Source organism: Streptomyces sp. NPDC032721 (assembly GCF_055579625.1).
Map to the genome: position 1 here is coordinate 147,944 of NZ_JBVIMX010000012.1, position 17,266 is coordinate 165,209.

15 protein-coding genes are annotated in these 17,266 nt (G+C 70.9%); 10 read left to right on the forward strand and 5 right to left on the reverse strand.

Going from position 1 to position 17,266, the window contains the following annotated elements; genetic code table 11:
* Nucleotides 1–131: 131 nt before the first annotated feature.
* The 5 genes from ACZ5PB_RS25290 to ACZ5PB_RS25310 all read right to left on the reverse strand — a co-directional run bounded on the left by ACZ5PB_RS25290 (nucleotide 132) and on the right by ACZ5PB_RS25310 (nucleotide 7,065).
* Nucleotides 132–1,229: a 2-oxoacid:ferredoxin oxidoreductase subunit beta gene (locus ACZ5PB_RS25290; RefSeq protein ID WP_468694026.1), complete on the reverse strand. Its 1,098-nt coding sequence runs from the start codon at nucleotides 1,227–1,229 to the stop codon at nucleotides 132–134.
* Nucleotides 1,222–3,216 (reverse strand): 2-oxoacid:acceptor oxidoreductase subunit alpha, encoded by a 1,995-nt coding sequence (locus tag ACZ5PB_RS25295; protein WP_468694027.1) that lies wholly within the window; start codon nucleotides 3,214–3,216, stop codon nucleotides 1,222–1,224. Before ACZ5PB_RS25295 ends, ACZ5PB_RS25290 begins: the two co-directional genes overlap by 8 nt.
* A 324-nt stretch (nucleotides 3,217–3,540) precedes the next feature.
* Complete coding sequence (locus tag ACZ5PB_RS25300; protein WP_468694028.1) at nucleotides 3,541–4,200, reverse strand: LuxR C-terminal-related transcriptional regulator; 660 nt, start codon at nucleotides 4,198–4,200, stop codon at nucleotides 3,541–3,543.
* Between the two features lie 168 nt (nucleotides 4,201–4,368).
* Nucleotides 4,369–5,676: a sensor histidine kinase gene (locus ACZ5PB_RS25305; RefSeq protein WP_468694029.1), complete on the reverse strand. Its 1,308-nt coding sequence runs from the start codon at nucleotides 5,674–5,676 to the stop codon at nucleotides 4,369–4,371.
* Between the two features lie 192 nt (nucleotides 5,677–5,868).
* Nucleotides 5,869–7,065: a sensor histidine kinase gene (locus ACZ5PB_RS25310; RefSeq protein ID WP_468694030.1), complete on the reverse strand. Its 1,197-nt coding sequence runs from the start codon at nucleotides 7,063–7,065 to the stop codon at nucleotides 5,869–5,871.
* 211 nt (nucleotides 7,066–7,276) lie between these two features.
* On the opposite strand from ACZ5PB_RS25310, the gene ACZ5PB_RS25315 reads away from it, so the two are divergent.
* The 10 genes from ACZ5PB_RS25315 to ACZ5PB_RS25360 are packed head-to-tail and all read left to right on the forward strand — an operon-like array spanning nucleotide 7,277 to nucleotide 17,243.
* Nucleotides 7,277–7,723: an NADH-quinone oxidoreductase subunit A gene (locus tag ACZ5PB_RS25315; RefSeq protein WP_468694031.1), complete on the forward strand. Its 447-nt coding sequence runs from the start codon at nucleotides 7,277–7,279 to the stop codon at nucleotides 7,721–7,723.
* Nucleotides 7,714–8,367 carry an NADH-quinone oxidoreductase subunit B gene (locus ACZ5PB_RS25320; protein WP_468694032.1) on the forward strand — a complete coding sequence of 218 codons (654 nt, stop codon included), beginning with the start codon at nucleotides 7,714–7,716 and terminating at the stop codon, nucleotides 8,365–8,367. The genes ACZ5PB_RS25315 and ACZ5PB_RS25320 overlap by 10 nt, the downstream gene beginning before the upstream one ends.
* The gene (locus ACZ5PB_RS25325) at nucleotides 8,364–9,578 is read left to right on the forward strand and encodes an NADH-quinone oxidoreductase subunit C (RefSeq protein ID WP_468694033.1); all 1,215 of its coding nucleotides are present in this window, start codon (nucleotides 8,364–8,366) and stop codon (nucleotides 9,576–9,578) included. The genes ACZ5PB_RS25320 and ACZ5PB_RS25325 overlap by 4 nt, the downstream gene beginning before the upstream one ends.
* The gene (locus tag ACZ5PB_RS25330; protein ID WP_468694034.1) at nucleotides 9,575–10,543 is read left to right on the forward strand and encodes a complex I subunit 1/NuoH family protein; all 969 of its coding nucleotides are present in this window, start codon (nucleotides 9,575–9,577) and stop codon (nucleotides 10,541–10,543) included. The genes ACZ5PB_RS25325 and ACZ5PB_RS25330 overlap by 4 nt, the downstream gene beginning before the upstream one ends.
* Before the next feature lie 2 nt (nucleotides 10,544–10,545).
* Nucleotides 10,546–11,127: a NuoI/complex I 23 kDa subunit family protein gene (locus tag ACZ5PB_RS25335; protein WP_468694035.1), complete on the forward strand. Its 582-nt coding sequence runs from the start codon at nucleotides 10,546–10,548 to the stop codon at nucleotides 11,125–11,127.
* Complete coding sequence (locus ACZ5PB_RS25340) at nucleotides 11,124–11,744, forward strand: NADH-quinone oxidoreductase subunit J family protein (RefSeq protein WP_468694036.1); 621 nt, start codon at nucleotides 11,124–11,126, stop codon at nucleotides 11,742–11,744. The genes ACZ5PB_RS25335 and ACZ5PB_RS25340 overlap by 4 nt, the downstream gene beginning before the upstream one ends.
* Nucleotides 11,744–12,133 carry an NADH-quinone oxidoreductase subunit NuoK gene (gene nuoK, locus ACZ5PB_RS25345; protein WP_468694037.1) on the forward strand — a complete coding sequence of 130 codons (390 nt, stop codon included), beginning with the start codon at nucleotides 11,744–11,746 and terminating at the stop codon, nucleotides 12,131–12,133. The genes ACZ5PB_RS25340 and nuoK overlap by 1 nt, the downstream gene beginning before the upstream one ends.
* Nucleotides 12,130–14,127: an NADH-quinone oxidoreductase subunit 5 family protein gene (locus ACZ5PB_RS25350; protein ID WP_468694038.1), complete on the forward strand. Its 1,998-nt coding sequence runs from the start codon at nucleotides 12,130–12,132 to the stop codon at nucleotides 14,125–14,127. Before nuoK ends, ACZ5PB_RS25350 begins: the two co-directional genes overlap by 4 nt.
* A 3-nt stretch (nucleotides 14,128–14,130) precedes the next feature.
* On the forward strand, nucleotides 14,131–15,705 hold the full coding sequence (locus tag ACZ5PB_RS25355) for a complex I subunit 4 family protein (protein ID WP_468694039.1): 1,575 nt from the start codon (nucleotides 14,131–14,133) through the stop codon (nucleotides 15,703–15,705).
* Nucleotides 15,702–17,243, forward strand: coding sequence for an NADH-quinone oxidoreductase subunit N (locus ACZ5PB_RS25360; protein WP_468694040.1), 1,542 nt, complete (start codon nucleotides 15,702–15,704; stop codon nucleotides 17,241–17,243). The genes ACZ5PB_RS25355 and ACZ5PB_RS25360 overlap by 4 nt, the downstream gene beginning before the upstream one ends.
* The last annotated feature ends 23 nt before the right edge of the window (nucleotides 17,244–17,266 follow it).

Below are 17,266 nucleotides of genomic sequence, written 5' to 3' on the forward strand. Positions count from 1 at the left end.
CCCCGCCGGGCCCGCATGTCATGTCCGTTCCGCAATACGGTCATGACAGCGAGGGGGAGTCAGGAAGCACGAAGGGGCGCCCGGCCGGTGAAGGCCGGGCGCCCCTTCGCAGGAGGGAACGCGGGTCGGGGTCAGCCGACGACGGTCCAGGTGTCCTTGCCCGCGAGCAGCGCACCCAGGTCGCCCTTGCCGTCCCGCTCGATCGCGGTGTCCAGTTGGTCCGACATCAGCGTGTCGTACACCGGTCGGTCGACGGACCGGAAGACCCCGATGGGGGTGTGGTGCAGGGTGTCCGGGTCGGCCAGCCGGGACAGTGCGAAGGCCGTGGTCGGCGAGGCGTTGTGCGCGTCGTGGACGAGGATCTGGGACTGGTTCTCCTCGGTGACCGCGACCACCTTCAGATCGCCGGTCCGCGCATCCCGTACGACACCCTTCGCACCGTCGGCGCCGAAGCGGATCGGCTCCCCGTGTGTCAGCCGGATCACCGCCTCCTCCGCCTGCTCCTTGTCCTTGAGGATCTCGAACGCGCCGTCGTTGAAGATGTTGCAGTTCTGGTAGATCTCCACCAGCGCGGTGCCCGGGTGGTCGGCCGCCTGCCGCAGCACCTCGGTGAGGTGCTTGCGGTCGGAGTCGACGGTACGGGCGACGAAGGAGGCCTCCGCGCCGATCGCGAGCGAGACCGGGTTGAAGGGCGCGTCCAGCGAACCCATCGGCGTCGACTTGGTGATCTTGCCGACCTCGCTGGTCGGGCTGTACTGGCCCTTGGTGAGCCCGTAGATCCGGTTGTTGAACAGCAGGATCTTGAGGTTCACGTTGCGGCGCAGCGCGTGGATCAGGTGGTTGCCGCCGATGGAGAGCGCGTCGCCGTCACCGGTGACCACCCAGACGCTCAAGTCCCGCCTGGAGGAGGCGAGTCCGGTCGCGATGGCCGGGGCGCGGCCGTGGATGGAGTGCATCCCGTAGGTGTTCATGTAGTACGGGAAGCGGGAGGAACAGCCGATTCCGGAGACGAAGACGATGTTCTCCTTCGCCAGCCCCAGCTCCGGCATGAAGCCCTGCACGGCGGCCAGCACCGCGTAGTCGCCGCAGCCCGGGCACCAGCGCACTTCCTGGTCGGACTTGAAGTCCTTCATGGACTGCTTCGCCTCGGTCTTGGGAACCAGCGACAGCAGCGTCTTCCCGGCCGGCGCGGCCTGCCCGGTCTTCGGCTCGGTCGTCGTCTCAGTCATCAATGGCCTCCTTGAGAGCCGTGGCCAGCTGCTCGGCCTTGAACGGCATTCCGTTGACCTGGTTGTACGAGATCGCGTCCACGAGGTACTTGGCCCGGATCAGCGTGGCCAGCTGTCCCAGGTTCATCTCCGGGACGACCACCTTGTCGTAACGCCTCAGCACCTCTTCGAGATTCCTCGGGAAGGGGTTGAGGTGGCGCAGATGGGCCTGGGCGATCCGGACGCCGTCGGTGCGCAGCCGCCGTACCGCCGCCGTGATCGGCCCGTACGTGGAGCCCCAGCCGAGCACCAGCGTGCGCGCGCCGTCCGGGTCGTCGACCTCCAGTTCGGGGACCGCGATGCCGTCGATCTTGGCCTGGCGGGTGCGGACCATGAAGTCGTGGTTGGCCGGGTCGTAGGAGATGTTGCCCGTGCCGTCCTGCTTCTCGATGCCGCCGATCCGGTGCTCCAGGCCCGGGGTGCCGGGCACCGCCCAGGGGCGGGCCAGCGTCTGCGGGTCGCGCTTGTACGGCCAGAAGACCTCGGTGCCGTCCGCCAGCTCGTGGTTGGGTCCGGTCGCGAACTGCACGCGCAGGTCCGGGAGTTCGTCGACCTCCGGGATGCGCCACGGCTCGGAGCCGTTGGCCAGGTAGCCGTCGGAGAGCAGGAAGACCGGGGTGCGGTACGTCAGCGCGATGCGCGCCGCGTCGATCGCCGCGTCGAAGCAGTCGGCGGGCGTCCTGGGCGCGACGACCGGAACCGGTGCCTCGCCGTTGCGCCCGTACATCGCCTGCAGCAGGTCGGCCTGCTCGGTCTTGGTCGGCAGACCGGTGGACGGGCCGCCGCGCTGGATCGCCACGATCAGCAGCGGCAGCTCCAGGCTCACGGCCAGGCCGATCGTCTCGGACTTGAGGGCCACACCGGGGCCCGAGGTGGTGGTCACCGCGAGCTGCCCGCCGAACGCGGCACCCAGCGCCGCGCCGATGGCCGCGATCTCGTCCTCCGCCTGGAAGGTCCGCACACCGAAGTTCTTGTGCTTGGAGAGCTCGTGCAGGATGTCGGAGGCCGGGGTGATCGGGTACGAGCCGAGGTAGAGCGGCAGGTCCGCCTGCTGCCCGGCCGCGACCAGACCGTAGGAGAGCGCCAGGTTCCCGGAGATGTTCCGGTACGTGCCCGGGGGGAACGCGGCGGTGGCCGGGGCCACTTCGTAGCTGACCGCGAAGTCCTCGGTGGTCTCGCCGAAGTTCCAGCCCGCCCGGAAGGCGGCCACGTTCGCCTCGGCGATCTCCGGCTTCTTGGCGAACTTCTGCCGCAGGAAGGCTTCCGTGCCCTCGGTGGGCCGGTGGTACATCCAGCTGAGCAGGCCCAGCGCGAACATGTTCTTGGAGCGGCCGGCGTCCTTGCGGGACAGCCCGAACTCCTTGAGTGCCTCCACCGTCAGGGTGGTCAGCGGCACCGGGTGCACGCTGTAGGCGTCCAGCGAACCGTCCTCCAGCGGGGACGTCTCGTACCCCACCTTGGCCATCGGCCGCTTGGTGAACTCGTCCGTGTTGATGATGATCTCGGCGCCGCGCGGCACATCGGCGATGTTCGCCTTGAGCGCGGCCGGGTTCATCGCCACCAGCACGTTCGGGGCGTCCCCGGGCGTGAGGATGTCGTGGTCGGCGAAGTGCAGCTGGAAGCTGGAGACACCGGGCAGGGTGCCGGCGGGGGCGCGGATCTCGGCGGGGAAGTTCGGCAGCGTCGACAAGTCGTTGCCGAACGACGCCGTCTCGGACGTGAACCGGTCGCCCGTGAGCTGCATACCGTCACCGGAGTCGCCCGCGAACCGGATGATCACCCGGTCCAGGCGACGGACCTCTTTCTGCGGGGCCTCCGAAGCGCCCCCCGTGGTGGAAGCGCGCTGCTCCCCGACGACGGAATCATGGGTTCCGTCGGCTCCCTCGGCTCCGCCGGTGCCATGGGCTCCGTCGGCCTGTTCGGCCGGGCTACTGACCTGGCTGGTCACTGAACTGGACCTCCCTCAGAAGCGGCTGCTCCGGAACGGCCGATCGCCCGCCATTCCGTGGCCACCCTACGTCCGCAGGAGTGGCCTTCCCCGGCTCGCTCACATGATGGACCTGCTGATGAGACACCTCGATGCCCTGTTTCGTCACGATTCATTCGCCCCCCGGCATGTTGTCGAAGACGCTCCGCTCTCATCCTTTGGTTCTGGTCCCGAGGTCCGGACCGAAACCGGTCCGGCCTTGCTAGCTGACGGAGCGTCAGAAGACCAGTGCCGACGCGGTGTCCACGCCCCCGGCCTTCCGCCGCTCCACACGTCATCCGGTGTTCAGGAATTCAGGTACGTCAGCACTGCCAGCACCCGCCGGTGGTCCCCGACGCTCGGCGAGAGGCCCAGCTTCAGGAAGATGTTGCTGACGTGCTTCTCGACCGCACCGTCGCTCACCACCAGCTGCTTGGCGATCGCCGAGTTGGTCCGCCCCTCCGCCATAAGTCCCAGGACCTCCCGCTCACGAGGGGTGAGTCCGGCGAGGACGTCCTGCTTGCGGCTTCGGCCGAGCAGCTGGGCCACCACCTCGGGGTCCAGGGCGGTACCGCCCCTGGCCACCCGCACCACGGCGTCCACGAACTCCCTGACCTCCGCCACCCGGTCCTTGAGCAGGTACCCCACCCCGGTGCTGGACCCGGCCAGCAACTCGGTGGCGTACTGCTCCTCCACGTACTGCGACAGCACGAGTACCCCTATTCCGGGATGTTCCCGCCGCAGTCGCACCGCCGCCCTGACGCCCTCGTCGGTGTGGGTCGGCGGCATCCGTACGTCCGCCACCACCACATCCGGCAGCTCTCCCTGCGCGGCGAGGTCACCGACCGTCTTGACCAGTGCCTCCCCGTCCCCGACGCCCGCGACCACGTCGTGTCCGAGGTCGGTCAGCAACCGGGTCAGGCCCTCCCGAAGAAGTACCGAATCCTCGGCGATGACCACACGCACCCTGTCTCCCACGACTGTCCCTGCCCCTAGCTCCGGTGTGTACCGCAATCAACTGCCACCAGCATCCCAGCATCCGGACCGGGACGGGCCCGGATGGCGGGAAAGCGGGGGTCGGCACTACGGAGCGGAGCCGGCCGACACCCAGCGGAGCCGGCCGAGCGAGCGGAGTCAGCCGCGCCAGGGGAGCTCGGCGGTGACGGTGGTCGGGCCGCCGACGGGGGAGTCCACGACCAGGATTCCGTCCACCGCGTCCAGCCGCTCCGTCAGGCCCGCCAGGCCCGACCCGCCGCTGGTGGTCGCGCCGCCCCGGCCGTCATCGGTGACCTGGAGCATCAGCCTGCCGGACGTCTGCCACACCTCGACCGAAGCCCGCGTGGCCCGGGCGTGCTTGCTGACGTTCTGCAGGAGCTCGGAGACGGTGAAGTACGCGATGCCCTCGATGGCGGCGGCCGGCCTGGCCGGCAGGTCCACCTCCACCTTCACGGGCACTGTGCACCGGGAGGCGATCGCCGAGAGCGCGGCGTCCAGGCCCCGGTCGGTGAGCACCGCCGGGTGGATGCCCCGGGCCAGGTCGCGCAGCTCCTGGAGGGCCACCTTCACCTCGCCGTGCGCCTCGTCCACCATGCGGGCCGCCGCCTCGGGGTCGTCGGTCAGCTTCTCCTTCGCCAGCCCCAGGTCCATGGCGAGGGCGACCAGCCGGGCCTGCGCCCCGTCGTGCAGGTCGCGTTCGATGCGCCGCAGGTCGGCGGCGGCGGTGTCGACCACCACGCCCCGGTCCGACTCCAGCTCGCTCACCCGGCTGTCCAGGGCGGACGGGCCGAGCAGCCCGGCCACCATCAGCCGGTCCACCGACACCAGCGCCCGGGTGACCCACGGACACACCAGCACGATCACCAGGCCGATCGCACTGACCAGGGCTATCTCGGGGGGCGAGTCGAGGTACATCTGGTGCTCGGCGTCTCCGTAGAACTGGATGCCGCCGCCGTTCGGCGAGGAGAACGCCCACTGGTACAGCGGGTAGGTCAGCGCCGCCAGCCCGTACATCCAGAAGACCACCGAGACGGTGAAGGCGAAGATCGCCCACGGCATGTGCAACAGCCCGTACAGCAGGTGCCGCCAGGACACCCCGCTCTTGAGGAGCGTCCCCACCCAGCCCATCAGCCCGGTCTCGGAAGCGAGCAGCGGGCGGGGCGACGGCACGTCCAGGTCCAGCAGGGCCCGGGCGCGGGCCCGCTCCATCGCACCGAAGCCGCGCAGCAGGGCGAGGCCGCCCGCCAGGATCGGTATGCCGAGGAAGGTGATCAGCAGGCCGGCCCCGAGGGTGATCGTGAAGATCGCGGTGACGAAGACGACGAGGCTGATCGGCAGGCTGAGCAGGAGGTAGCCGAATTCGCGCCAGGTGCGGGCCGCGAGCGGCGCGCGCAGTACCGCCGGGACCCGGTGCTCCCGGGTCCGAGGTGCGTAATCCGTGGCCATGATGCCGTCCGTTCTTCCATGCGAGCTGCGAGGCCTGCTGAGGTTCTTCCGTGGTTCTTCTGTGTACTTCATGGGTTCTTCTGTGTTCTTCAAGCCTGCGGCCTCGCGCCTTCCGCCACCATGCGGTAAAGCGCAGTCTTGTCCTGGGGTTTTCCCCACCCCCGACGGCCCCGGGGAACCGCCCGACGGACCTCAGATGCGGGTGCGGGCCTTCTCCGCCCGTTCCCGCCAGGGAAGTTCCGCCGTCACCGTCGTGCCCGCACCCACCGGCGAGTCCACCGTGAAGAGGCCGTCCACCGCGCCCAGCCGGTCCGCGAGGCCGGACATCCCCGTGCCCCCGTCCAGTTGGGCGCCGCCCCGCCCGTCGTCCCGTACCTGGATCAGCAGCCGGTTCCCCGAGCGCCACACGTCCACCGACGCCGTCCGCGCACCGCTGTGCTTGCTGACGTTCTGCAGGAGCTCGGACACCGTGAAGTACGCGATCCCCTCGATGGCCTCCGCCGGCCGCTCGCCCAGCTGCGCGGTCACCGTCACCGGCACCGTGCACCGGGAGGCGATCGCCGAGAGCGCGGCGTCCAGGCCCCGGTCGGTGAGCACCGCCGGGTGAATGCCCCGGGCCAGGTCACGCAGCTCCTGCAATGCCAGCTTCACCTCGCCGTGCGCCTCGCCGACCATCTGCGCGGCGGTCTCCGGATCGTCGAGCAGCTTCTCCTTCGCCAGCCCGAGACCCATGGCGAGCGCGACCAGCCGGGCCTGCGCCCCGTCGTGCAGGTCGCGTTCGATGCGCCGCAGGTCGGCGGCGGCGGTGTCGACCACCACGCCCCGGTCCGACTCCAGCTCCGCGATCCGACGCTCCAACTCGCCCGACGGCGACAGCAGCCCACGCACCATCACCCGGTCCACATTGGCCAGCCCCCGGGCCACGTAACCCAGCACCGGCCACAGCACCAGCACGCTCACCAGCGCCAGCGCGAACGTCACCACCCCCCACGGCAGCCTGATCACCGAGTACAGCACCGACCGCCAGCCCACCGGGTCCTTGAGCGCAGTCCACAGCCAGGGGAAGAAGCCCTCCTGCGCCTGGGCGGCACGCAGCGGACTCGGCTCGTCCACCCGCACCCCGAGCAGCGCACGCGCGCGTGCCCGTTCCGAGCGCCCGATCAAACGCGCCCCGCACAGCCCCGCCGCCAGCAGCGGCAGCCCGACCACCGTCACCGCCAGACCGCTGCCGAGCACGATGACGATCACCGTGGCCAGGAAGCCGAACAGCGCGGCGGGAAGGTTGAGCAGCAGGTGCGCGACCTCCTTCCACGTATGCCGTCCGAAGGCGAAACTGTGGGGCGGAGGCAGGTCGGAGCCGGGCCTGTGTGCACCGGAGCTGGCGGTCATGGGCCCCAGCCTGCCCGGCCGCGCACCCCGACGCCATGGGGTGGGCCAGCGACCAGGGGTGGGGACAACCCCACCCCCGCCGCCCCGTTTCTCCTGGGGCAGGACTGCCTACCGCCGGTTTACCAGGCCCTAGACTCCCCTGGGTACAGATCGACGACCGTCAAGACGAACACAACAGGGCGCCGAAAGGCCGGGGAGCGAGGGACGGGGCGTGCCGGAACCGACCGTGCCGATCGAATGGGCCGCCGCGCAACCGGCGTCCGCACATTCGTCACCAGCGCACTTGGCCGCGGACTACTTCCAGAGCTACTCGGTGGTCGGACTGCTCGCCGTCATCGGCGTGCTCTTCGTCGCCGTCGCCTTCGGCGCGGGACGGCTGCTGCGCCCGGTGGTGCCGACGCCCGAGAAGCTCCTGACCTACGAGTGCGGAGTCGACCCCGTCGGCGAGGGCTGGGCACACACCCAGGTCCGCTACTACGTCTACGCGTTCCTGTACGTGATCTTCGCCGTCGACTCGATCTTCCTCTTCCCGTGGGCGACGGTCTTCGCGGCGGCCGGCTACGGCGCCACGACGCTCATCGAGATGTTCATCTTCCTCGGCTTCCTGGCCGTCGGTCTGCTGTACGCATACAAGAAGGGCGTCCTCGAATGGACGTGACCCCCGCTCCCCGGGCGGCCACTTCGGCAGCCGCCCCGGACACCGCTCCGGCCGCCGCCCCGGTGGACCTGCCCACCCCGCAGCGACTCGGTGTCCTCTCCCGCCTCGCGCCCGAGCCGATGAAGGTGGTCCTCAACTGGGGCCGCCGCTACAGCCTCTGGGTGTTCAACTTCGGCCTCGCCTGCTGCGCCATCGAGTTCATCGCGGCCTCGATGGCCCGCCACGACTTCATCCGGCTCGGCGTGATCCCCTTCGCGCCCGGCCCGCGCCAGGCCGACCTGATGGTCGTGTCCGGCACGGTCACGGACAAGATGGCCCCGGCCGTGAAGCGGCTCTACGAGCAGATGCCCGAGCCCAAGTACGTGATCTCCTTCGGCGCCTGCTCCAACTGCGGCGGCCCGTACTGGGACTCGTACTCCGTCACCAAGGGCGTCGACCAGATCATCCCGGTCGACGTGTACGTCCCGGGTTGCCCGCCCCGCCCGGAGGCCCTCCTCCAGGGCATCCTCAAGCTCCAGGAGAAGATCGCCCGCGAATCGCTGGGGGAGCGGTACGGGAACTCCGGGGCCCGGCCGTCCGTTTCCTCGTTGCAGAGCGGACTGGTCACGCCCCCGCCCCCGCCCGTCACGGGAGCCGACCGGTGAACGCTTACGACGCCCTGCCCGACAACGTCACCGAGATCTTCGGCGAAGAGGCCACCGCCGAGCGGACGTACGACCTGCTGACGGTCGACGTGCCCGCCGGCTCGTGGATCGCCGCGCTGGAGATCTCCCGCGACAAGCTGGGCTGCACCTACTTCGACTGGCTGAGCGCGGTCGACGAGCCCGGCAGCGGCTTCCGGGTGTCCGCACACGTCGTCGCCCTCGAAGGCCGTGCGGTGCGACGCCTGTTGGTCCGTACGACGGTCCCGCACTCGGCCGCCGTGCTGCCGACGGCCGTCGAGATCTACGCCGGTGCCGCCTGGCACGAGCGCGAGACGCACGAGATGTTCGGCATCGACTTCACCGACCACCCCCACCTCGTACCCCTGCTCCTCCCGGACACCTTCGAGGGCCACCCCCTCCGCAAGGACTTCGTGCTGGCCGCCCGCGTGGCCAAGGCGTGGCCCGGCGCCAAGGAGCCGGGGGAGTCGGAGCACGGCGGCCCCAAGCGCCGCCAGATGCTCCCGCCGGGCGTCCCGGACCCGAACGAATGGGGCCCCCTCAAGGGCCAGCTCCCACCCGCACCGGCCCGCCCGGCCAGGGGCGCCCGTGCGGCGGGTGGTGCCGGTGCCGGTGCCGGTGCCGACCGCCCGGCCAGGGGAGCCCGCGCGGCAGGTGCGGCAGGCACGGCCGCGACCGACCGGCCGCCCCGCCGCAGCCGCAGCGTGACCGAGGGCTCGGCGTCCCAGGCGACGGAGCCCACTCCGGACACGACGGAGACTCCCGCCGCACCCGCCGCACCCGCCACAACGGACGCACCCGCCGCGCCCGCGGCCCCGACACCCAGGCCCCGCCGCTCCCGCAGCGCGGCAGACGGCTCAGCCAGCCAGCAGGCGGCCCCGGCAGCCCCGGAGACACCGGCAGCCCCGGAGGCACCTGCGGCCCCCGAGCCCCCCGCTGCCCCAGTGGCGTCGCCGGAAAGCGGAACCGGCAGCAATGCACGGCCGACTCGTCCCGCCCCCGCTTCGGACGCCCCCTGGCACGACCCGAAGCCCGCCTTCGCCCCCGACCCGGACGCGGCCCCCGCGAACCCGCCCGCCGAGGCGGCACGCGACAGCGACCCCGGCTCCGACGCCACCCCCGGCTCCGACGCGAACCCCAACCCTGACGCTGACCCCGACAACCCCACCCCCGCCGGAGGCGATACCGCGTGAACGACGTACTCGACGTCGCCCTCCGGCTGATCCTCGTCTTCGTCCTCTTCCTGGTCCTGCCCCTGGTGGTCGGCCAGACCGAGCACAAGGTGATGGCGCACATGCAGGGCCGCCTCGGCCCCATGTACGCGGGCGGTTTCCACGGCTGGGCCCAGCTCGTCGCCGACGGCGTGAAGTTCGCGCAGAAGGAGGACGTGGTTCCGAACGGCGCCGACCGCCGGATCTTCCAGCTCGCGCCCGCCGTCGCCCTCCTCCCTTACCTCCTGGTCCTCCTGGTCATCCCGATCGGCCCGAGCGAGACGGCGGTCGGCCAGTCCATCGACGCGGGCATCTTCTACGTGCTCGCCGTCATGGGCGTCGGAGTCCTCGGCTCGCTCATGGCCGGCTGGGCATCGGCCAACAAGTTCTCGCTGCTCGGCGGCCTGCGCACGGCCGCTCAGCTCCTCGCGTACGAGCTGCCCATGCTGCTGGCTGCCGCCTCGGTGGCGATGGCCGCCGGCACGGTCTCGCTCGGCGGCATCCTGGACGCGTGGGAGTGGTGGTGGCTGCCCTGGCAGCTGATCGGCGCGTTCGTGTTCTTCACGGCCGGTCTCGCCGAGCTCCAACGCCCCCCGTTCGACGCCCCGATCGCCGACTCGGAGATCATCTTCGGCGCGTACACCGAGTACACGGGACTGCGCTTCGCACTGTTCCTGCTCGCCGAGTACGCGGGCATCGTCATCGTCTGCGGCCTGACCACCGTCCTGTTCCTCGGCGGCTGGCACGGCCCGTGGGGCGCGGAAGGGCTCGGCTGGGTCTGGACCCTCCTCAAGACGGCCGTCCTCGCCTTCGTCGTGATCTGGCTCCGCGTCAGCTATCCCCGCCTCCGCGAGGACCAGCTCCAGAAGCTGTCCTGGACCGTACTCATCCCGCTCGCACTCGCGCAGATCGCGCTCACCGGCATCGTGAAGGTGGCGATCCAGTAGTCATGGCACCCATCCCAGGGAGTGGCCTCGCCAAGGGCCTCGCCGTCACCCTCCGCACGATGACGAAGAAGACCGTCACCGCGCAGTACCCCGACAAGCAGCCCGAACTCCCGCCCCGTACGCGCGGCGTGATCGGTCTCTTCGAGGAGAACTGCACGGTCTGCATGCTGTGCGCCCGCGAGTGCCCCGACTGGTGCATCTACATCGACTCCCACAAGGAGACGGTGCCGGCCGCCGCCCCCGGCGGCCGCGAGCGCAGCCGGAACGTCCTCGACCGCTTCGCCATCGACTTTTCGCTGTGCATGTACTGCGGGATCTGCATCGAGGTGTGCCCCTTCGACGCCCTCTTCTGGTCGCCGGAGTTCGAGTACGCGGAGACCGACATCCACGAACTCACCCACGAGCGCGACAAGCTCCGCGAGTGGATGTGGACCGTCCCCGAGCCGCCCGCCCTGGACCCCGGCGCCGAGGAGCCGAAGGAGATCGCGGCAGCCCGCAAGGCCGCCGAAAAGCTCGAAGCGGCCCAGCAAGCAGCCGAGGCCCAGCAGGCAGCCGAGGCCCAGCAGCAGGAGGGTCCGGCATGACCACCCCGCACCTCGCCGCCGCCTCCCACGGCTTCCTCTCCCCGACCGGCGTCGAGATCGCCTTCCTGCTGGTCGGCCTCGTCACCCTCGGCGCGGCCGTCATCACGGTCACCACCAAGCAGCTGGTGCACGCCGCCCTCTGGCTGGTCGTCGCCCTCGGCGGTCTGGCCGTCGAGTACCTCCTGCTCACCGCCGAGTTCATCGCCTGGGTCCAGGTACTGATCTACGTCGGCTCGGTCGTCGTGCTCCTCCTCTTCGGGCTCATGCTCACCAGGGCCCCCATCGGCCGCTCCCCGGACGCCGATTCGGGCAACCGCCCGGTCGCCGTCGCGGTGGCCGTCGCGGCGGCCGCGGCCCTGGTCTGGGTGGTCGTCGACGCGTTCCGGCACACCTGGATCGACCTGGACGGACCGGTCCAGGGCTCCACCAAGCTCACCGGCGAGTTCCTCTTCCAGCACTGGGTGCTGCCCTTCGAAGCACTCTCGGTCCTGCTCCTGGCCGCCCTGGTCGGCGCGATCGTCCTCTCCCGCAAGAACGCGGCCGCAGCAGCCGACAGCAGCCGGAAGGCCGACAGCAACCGGAAGGCCGACACCAGCCCGAAGAAGGAGCAGAGCTGATGCACCTCGCCTATCCCGCAGTGCTCGCCGCCCTCCTCTTTTGCGTCGGTCTCTACGGCGTCCTCGCCCGCCGCAACGCGATCCTGGTCCTGATGTCGGTCGAGCTGATGCTCAACGCCGTCAACCTCAACCTGGTCGCCTTCGACGTCTGGCTCCGCGACACCCTGCACGGCGGCCAGGCCCTGACCCTCTTCACCATCGCCATCGCCGCCGCCGAGATCGGCATCGGCCTGGCGATCGTCCTGATGGTCTACCGCAACCGAGGCACCTCGGACATCGACAAGCTCCGTGACACCGCCGAGTCAGCGGCCGAAGACGGAACCGATGACGGGACCGAAGGACCCACCACCGGCAACGACCCGGCACAGAAGGCAGAGGCCGCCGCGTGACCACCACGACCCTCGCCGTCCTCGTCCCCCTCCTCCCGTTCCTGGGCGCCGTCGCGGGCCTGCTGCTCGGCCGCAACACCCCCGGCTTCGTACGCCCGCTGGCCCTGCTGCCCACCGTGGCGGCCCTCGCGCTCGCGGTCACCGTCGCCGTACGCCAGGGCGGCGGGCAGCCCATCGACGCCGCCACCGAACTCACCCCGACCGGCTCGATCCCCATCGACCTGGCCCTGCACATCGACGGCTTCGCGGCCCTGGTCGCCGTCCTGGTGACCGTCGTCGCGACCTGCGTCCAGGCCTACTCGACGGCCTACCTCCGCGACGACCCGCGCTACGCCTCGTACGCCGCTCTCGTCTCCCTCTTCACCGCCGCGATGCTCCTCGTCGTCTACTCCGGCGACCTGATGGTGCTCCTGGTCGGCTGGGAGATCATGGGCATCTGCTCGTACTTCCTGGTCGGCCACTACTGGGAGACGCCCGAGGCCCGCGCCGCCTCCCTCAAGGCCTTCCTGGTCACCAAGCTGGGCGACGTCCCCTTCCTGTTCGGCCTGTTCGTCCTCGCCGGAGACACCGGCACGTTCCGGATCGCCGACATCATCGAGCACGTCCACCAGAACGGCCTCGCCCACCCGACCCTCATCGCCCTGCTGCTGACCGTCGGAGTCGCGGGCAAGTCGGCCCAGTTCCCGCTGCACACCTGGCTGCCCGACGCGATGGCGGGCCCGACCCCCGTCTCCGCGCTGATCCACGCCGCGACGATGGTCGCCGCCGGTATCTACTTCGTGGCCCGCCTCCTCCCCGTCTTCGCGTCCTCGGCGGCCGCCATGACCGTCCTCGCGGTGATGGCCGCCGTGACGATGGTCGGCTCGGCCCTCGCCGCGCTCGCGCAGGACGACATCAAACGGGTCCTCGCCTACTCGACCATCGGCCAGCTCGGCTACATGACCGGCGCCCTCGCCGTCGGCGACGCCGGTGCCGCCGTCTTCCACCTCCTGTCCCACGGCGCCTTCAAGGCGCTCCTCTTCCTCGGCGCCGGCGTGATCATCCACGCCGCCGGCACCAACTCCCTGGCCGCCATGTCCCGCATGGGCGGCCTCGCCAAGCAGGTCCCCGACGCGTTCTGGACGATGACGATCGCGCTCCTCGCGCTCGCCGCCATCCCCCCGTTCGCGGGCTTCTTCTCCAAGGAAGCCGTCCTGGTCGCCGCCGAGCACACCGCCTTCGGCAACTCGGCCACCGCCCCCGGAACGGCCGGCTGGATCGTCCTGGTCTCCGGTCTGCTCACCGCCCTCCTCACCGCCGCCTACGCCACCCGCCTCTGGCTCCTCGCCTTCCGGGGGCACGGCCCCACCGCCCCGGACCACGGCAAGCAGCCGGTCGCCATGACCGCCACCCTCTGGGTGCTGGCCGTCCCCTCGCTCGCGCTCGGCCTGGCCGTCGGACAGCTCGCGGGCTGGTTCGACGTCCACTCGCTGACCCCGACCGTCACCACCGCCATCCTCGGCACCGGTGTCGCCGCCGTCGGCGGGATCATGACGTACGCCGCCTGGCGCGCGCTCCGCTACCGGGCCGGCAGCAACATCCCCCTTGGCGCGGTGGCCGCCCACCCCGACTCCGACCCGGCCACCTCCGAAGAGGAAGCCATCGCCACCCACAAGGCGGCCTACGGCGACATCGCCTCCGCCCCCGACCCCGCCGACCCCGGCCGCCTCCTCCTCGGCCCCCTGTACCGCCACGCGGCCACCGGCTTCCACCTGGACGCCCTCTACCGCACCCTCTTCGTCCGCCCCGTCCGGGCGGGCGCCGAGCTGGCCCGCTTCCTCGACCGGGAGGTCATCGACACGTACGTCCGGGCCGCGGGCACCCTTCCGCGCTGGCTGGGCACCGCCGTCCGCTTCACCCAGACCGGCAACGTGCAGACCTACCTGGCCGCGCTGCTCGCCGGTTCCGTCGTCCTGGCGATCGCCGCCGTCCTCGTCGCCGCCGCCGGAGCGTGAGCCATGATCGATATCAGCGAATCCGTGATGCAGTTCCTTCTCGCGTTGATCGTCGTCGGCCCGCTCATCGGCGCCGCCGCAGCCCTCCTCCCGGCCCCGCCCGGGCTGAAGGGGAAGTCGCCCGACCAGGCCGTGCTCCGCCACGGCATCGTCGTCACCGGCGTGATCCTGCTCGCCACCCTGGTCCTGGCCCTCGGCTTCGACCACAGCCACCCGGCGAAGATGCAGGCCACCACGGACATCGCCTGGATCCCGGCGTTCGACATCCGGATCCACCTCGGCACCGACGGCATCTCGCTCCCCCTCCTGGTCCTGACCGCGCTGCTGACCTTCCTCTGCGCGCTCTACAGCTACTTCAAGATGCCGGCGGGCCCGTCCCCGAAGGCATTCGTCGCACTCCTCCTCGTCCTGGAGTCCGGCACCCTCGCCACCTTCGCCGTCCTCGACCTGGTCCTGTTCTTCCTGGCCTTCGAGATGGTCCTCATCCCGATGTACTTCCTGATCGCCCGCTGGGGCGGCGCCCGGAAGACGCAGGCCGCCTGGAAGTTCATCCTCTACACGCTGCTCGGCTCCGTCGTGATGCTGCTCGGCCTCCTCCTCATCGGCCTGAAGTCCGGCACCTTCGACATGGTGGCACTCGCCACTGACAACGGCCGGGGACTGACAACGTCCGTGCAGGTCACGGCAGTTCTCGCGATCGCCGTCGGCCTCGCGGTCAAGACCCCGATGTGGCCCCTGCACAGCTGGCTCCCGGACGCCCACACCGCCGCCCCCACCGTCGGCTCGGTCCTCCTCGCCGGCGTCCTGCTCAAGATGGGCACGTACGGGTTCGTCCGGATCGCCCTCCCCATCGCCCCCGAAGGCATGCACACCTTCGCCCCGTACCTCGCCGCCTTCGCCGTCGTCGGCATCATCTACGGGTCGCTGATCTGCCTCTCCCTCGCCCGCAAGGGCAACAAGGGCGACCTCAAGCGCCTCATCGCGTACTCCTCCGTCGGCCACATGGGCTTCGTGCTCCTGGGCATCGCCTCCATGACCCCCACCGGCATCAACGGCGCGCTCTTCGCCAACATCGCCCACGGCCTCATCACCGGCCTGCTCTTCTTCCTGGTCGGCGCCCTCAAGGACCGCTACGGCACCGCCGACCTCGACACCCTCGCCGGAGCCACCGGCGCCGCCCTCTACGGCAGCGCCCCCCGCTTCGGCGCCCTCCTGGCCTTCGGCGCCGTCGCCTCCCTCGGCCTGCCGGGACTGGCCGGATTCTGGGGCGAGATGCTGACCATGTTCGGCGCCTTCGACCCCGCCGAAGGACTCAGCCGCCCCGCCTTCCTCACCTTCATGGCGATCGCCGGCCTCGGCACGCTGCTCACCGCCGCGTACCTGCTGATCGTCGTACGCCGCGTCTGCATGGGGGAGCGCCGCGAGAACGCCGAGCCCGTCGCCGACGTCCGGGGCTACGAGTACGCGTCCTGGACCCCGCTCGTCGCCCTCACCGTCCTCGCCGGCCTCTGGCCCGCAGCCCTCCTCGGCCTCACCGACCCGGCCGTCCAGAAGCTCCTCGCAGGAGGCAAGTCGTGACCGTGGCCGCCGCAGCCGCCCCGTCCCTGGTCCAGTCCGTCGACTGGCTCGCCATCGCCCCGCCCGTCATCGCGGCGGCCGTGGCACTGCTGATCCTGGTCGCCGACCTGTTCGTACGGGAGGGCCGCAAGCACCTCCTGGGCCTGGCCGCCGTCGCGGGACTGGCCGCCGCCCTGGTCGCCCTGGTCCCGCTCCGCAAGGGCACCCACAAGACCTTCTGCCTGATCGACGACGCCACGGTGTGCAGCTACACCGCCGACTACTTCGCCCTGGTCATCCAGGCCCTGGTGCTCGGCGGCGCCCTCCTCACCGCACTCCTGTCGATCACCGCCACCAAGGACGAGGCCGACAGGCTCCCGGCCGGCGAGTACTGGTTCCTGCTGCTGTCCTCCGCCGCCGGAGCGGCCCTGCTGCCCGCCGCCCGCGACCTCGCCACCCTCGTCGTCGCCCTCGAAGTCGCCTCCCTCCCCGCCTTCGCACTGGTGGGCCTGCGACGCGGCGACAAGCGGTCCTCGGAAGCCGCCCTGAAGTTCTTCCTCTCCTCGGTCACCGCGACCGCCGTGATGCTCCTCGGCGTCAGCTTCGTGTACGCCACCACCGGCACCATGCACCTCACCGAGATCGCCACCCGCCTCGACGACGTACCCGCCCAGCTGGACACCCTCGCCCAGGCGGGCGTCGCCCTCACCCTGGTCGGCTTCGCCTTCAAGACGGCCGCCGCACCCTTCCACTTCTGGGTCCCCGACACCTACGTCGGCGCCCCGCTCCCGATCGCCGCGTACCTCTCGGTGATCGGTAAGGCGGTCGGCTTCTCCGGCCTCATCCTGGTCACCGTCGTCGCCTTCCCGTCGTACGCCGACGTCTGGGGCCCCGCACTGGCCGTACTCGCCGCCCTCACCATGACCGTCGGCAACCTGGCCGCCCTGCGCCAGTCGGCCACGCGCGCGTACAGCGCGGTCCGCCTGCTCGCCTGGTCCTCCGTCGGCCAGGCCGGCTACCTCCTGGTCCCGATCGCCGCCGCCGCGTACACCAGCGACAACCAGATCGGCTCGACCGTCGCGTACGCCCTGATGTACGCCGTCGTGAACCTCGGCGCCTTCGCCGTGGCCGCCCTCGTCGCCCGCACCAAGCCCCTGCACCGCATTGCCGACTACCGCGGCCTGTACGCCACCAACCCCCTGGCGGCGCTCGCCCTCGGCTTCTTCCTGCTCTGCCTGGCCGGCCTGCCGCCGGGCATCATCGGCCTCTTCGCGAAGGTCGCCGTCTTCTCGGCGGCCGTCGACGCGGGCCTGGCCTGGCTGGCCGCCGTCATGGCCGTGAACGTCGTGATCGCCCTCTACTACTACCTCCAGTGGACGGCCCTGCTCTTCCGCACCCCCAAGGACGCCACGGACACCAAGGACGTGACCGCCAAGGCCCCCCGCCGCGTCCCCGCCCCCCTCGCCACCGCGATCGTCCTCACCCTGATCGCCGGAATCGCCCTCTCCGGCGCCCCCCAGCTGATCCTCCGCTTCGCCACCGGCAACCTCTTCCAGTAGCGGTACGGCACGACCCCGGACGG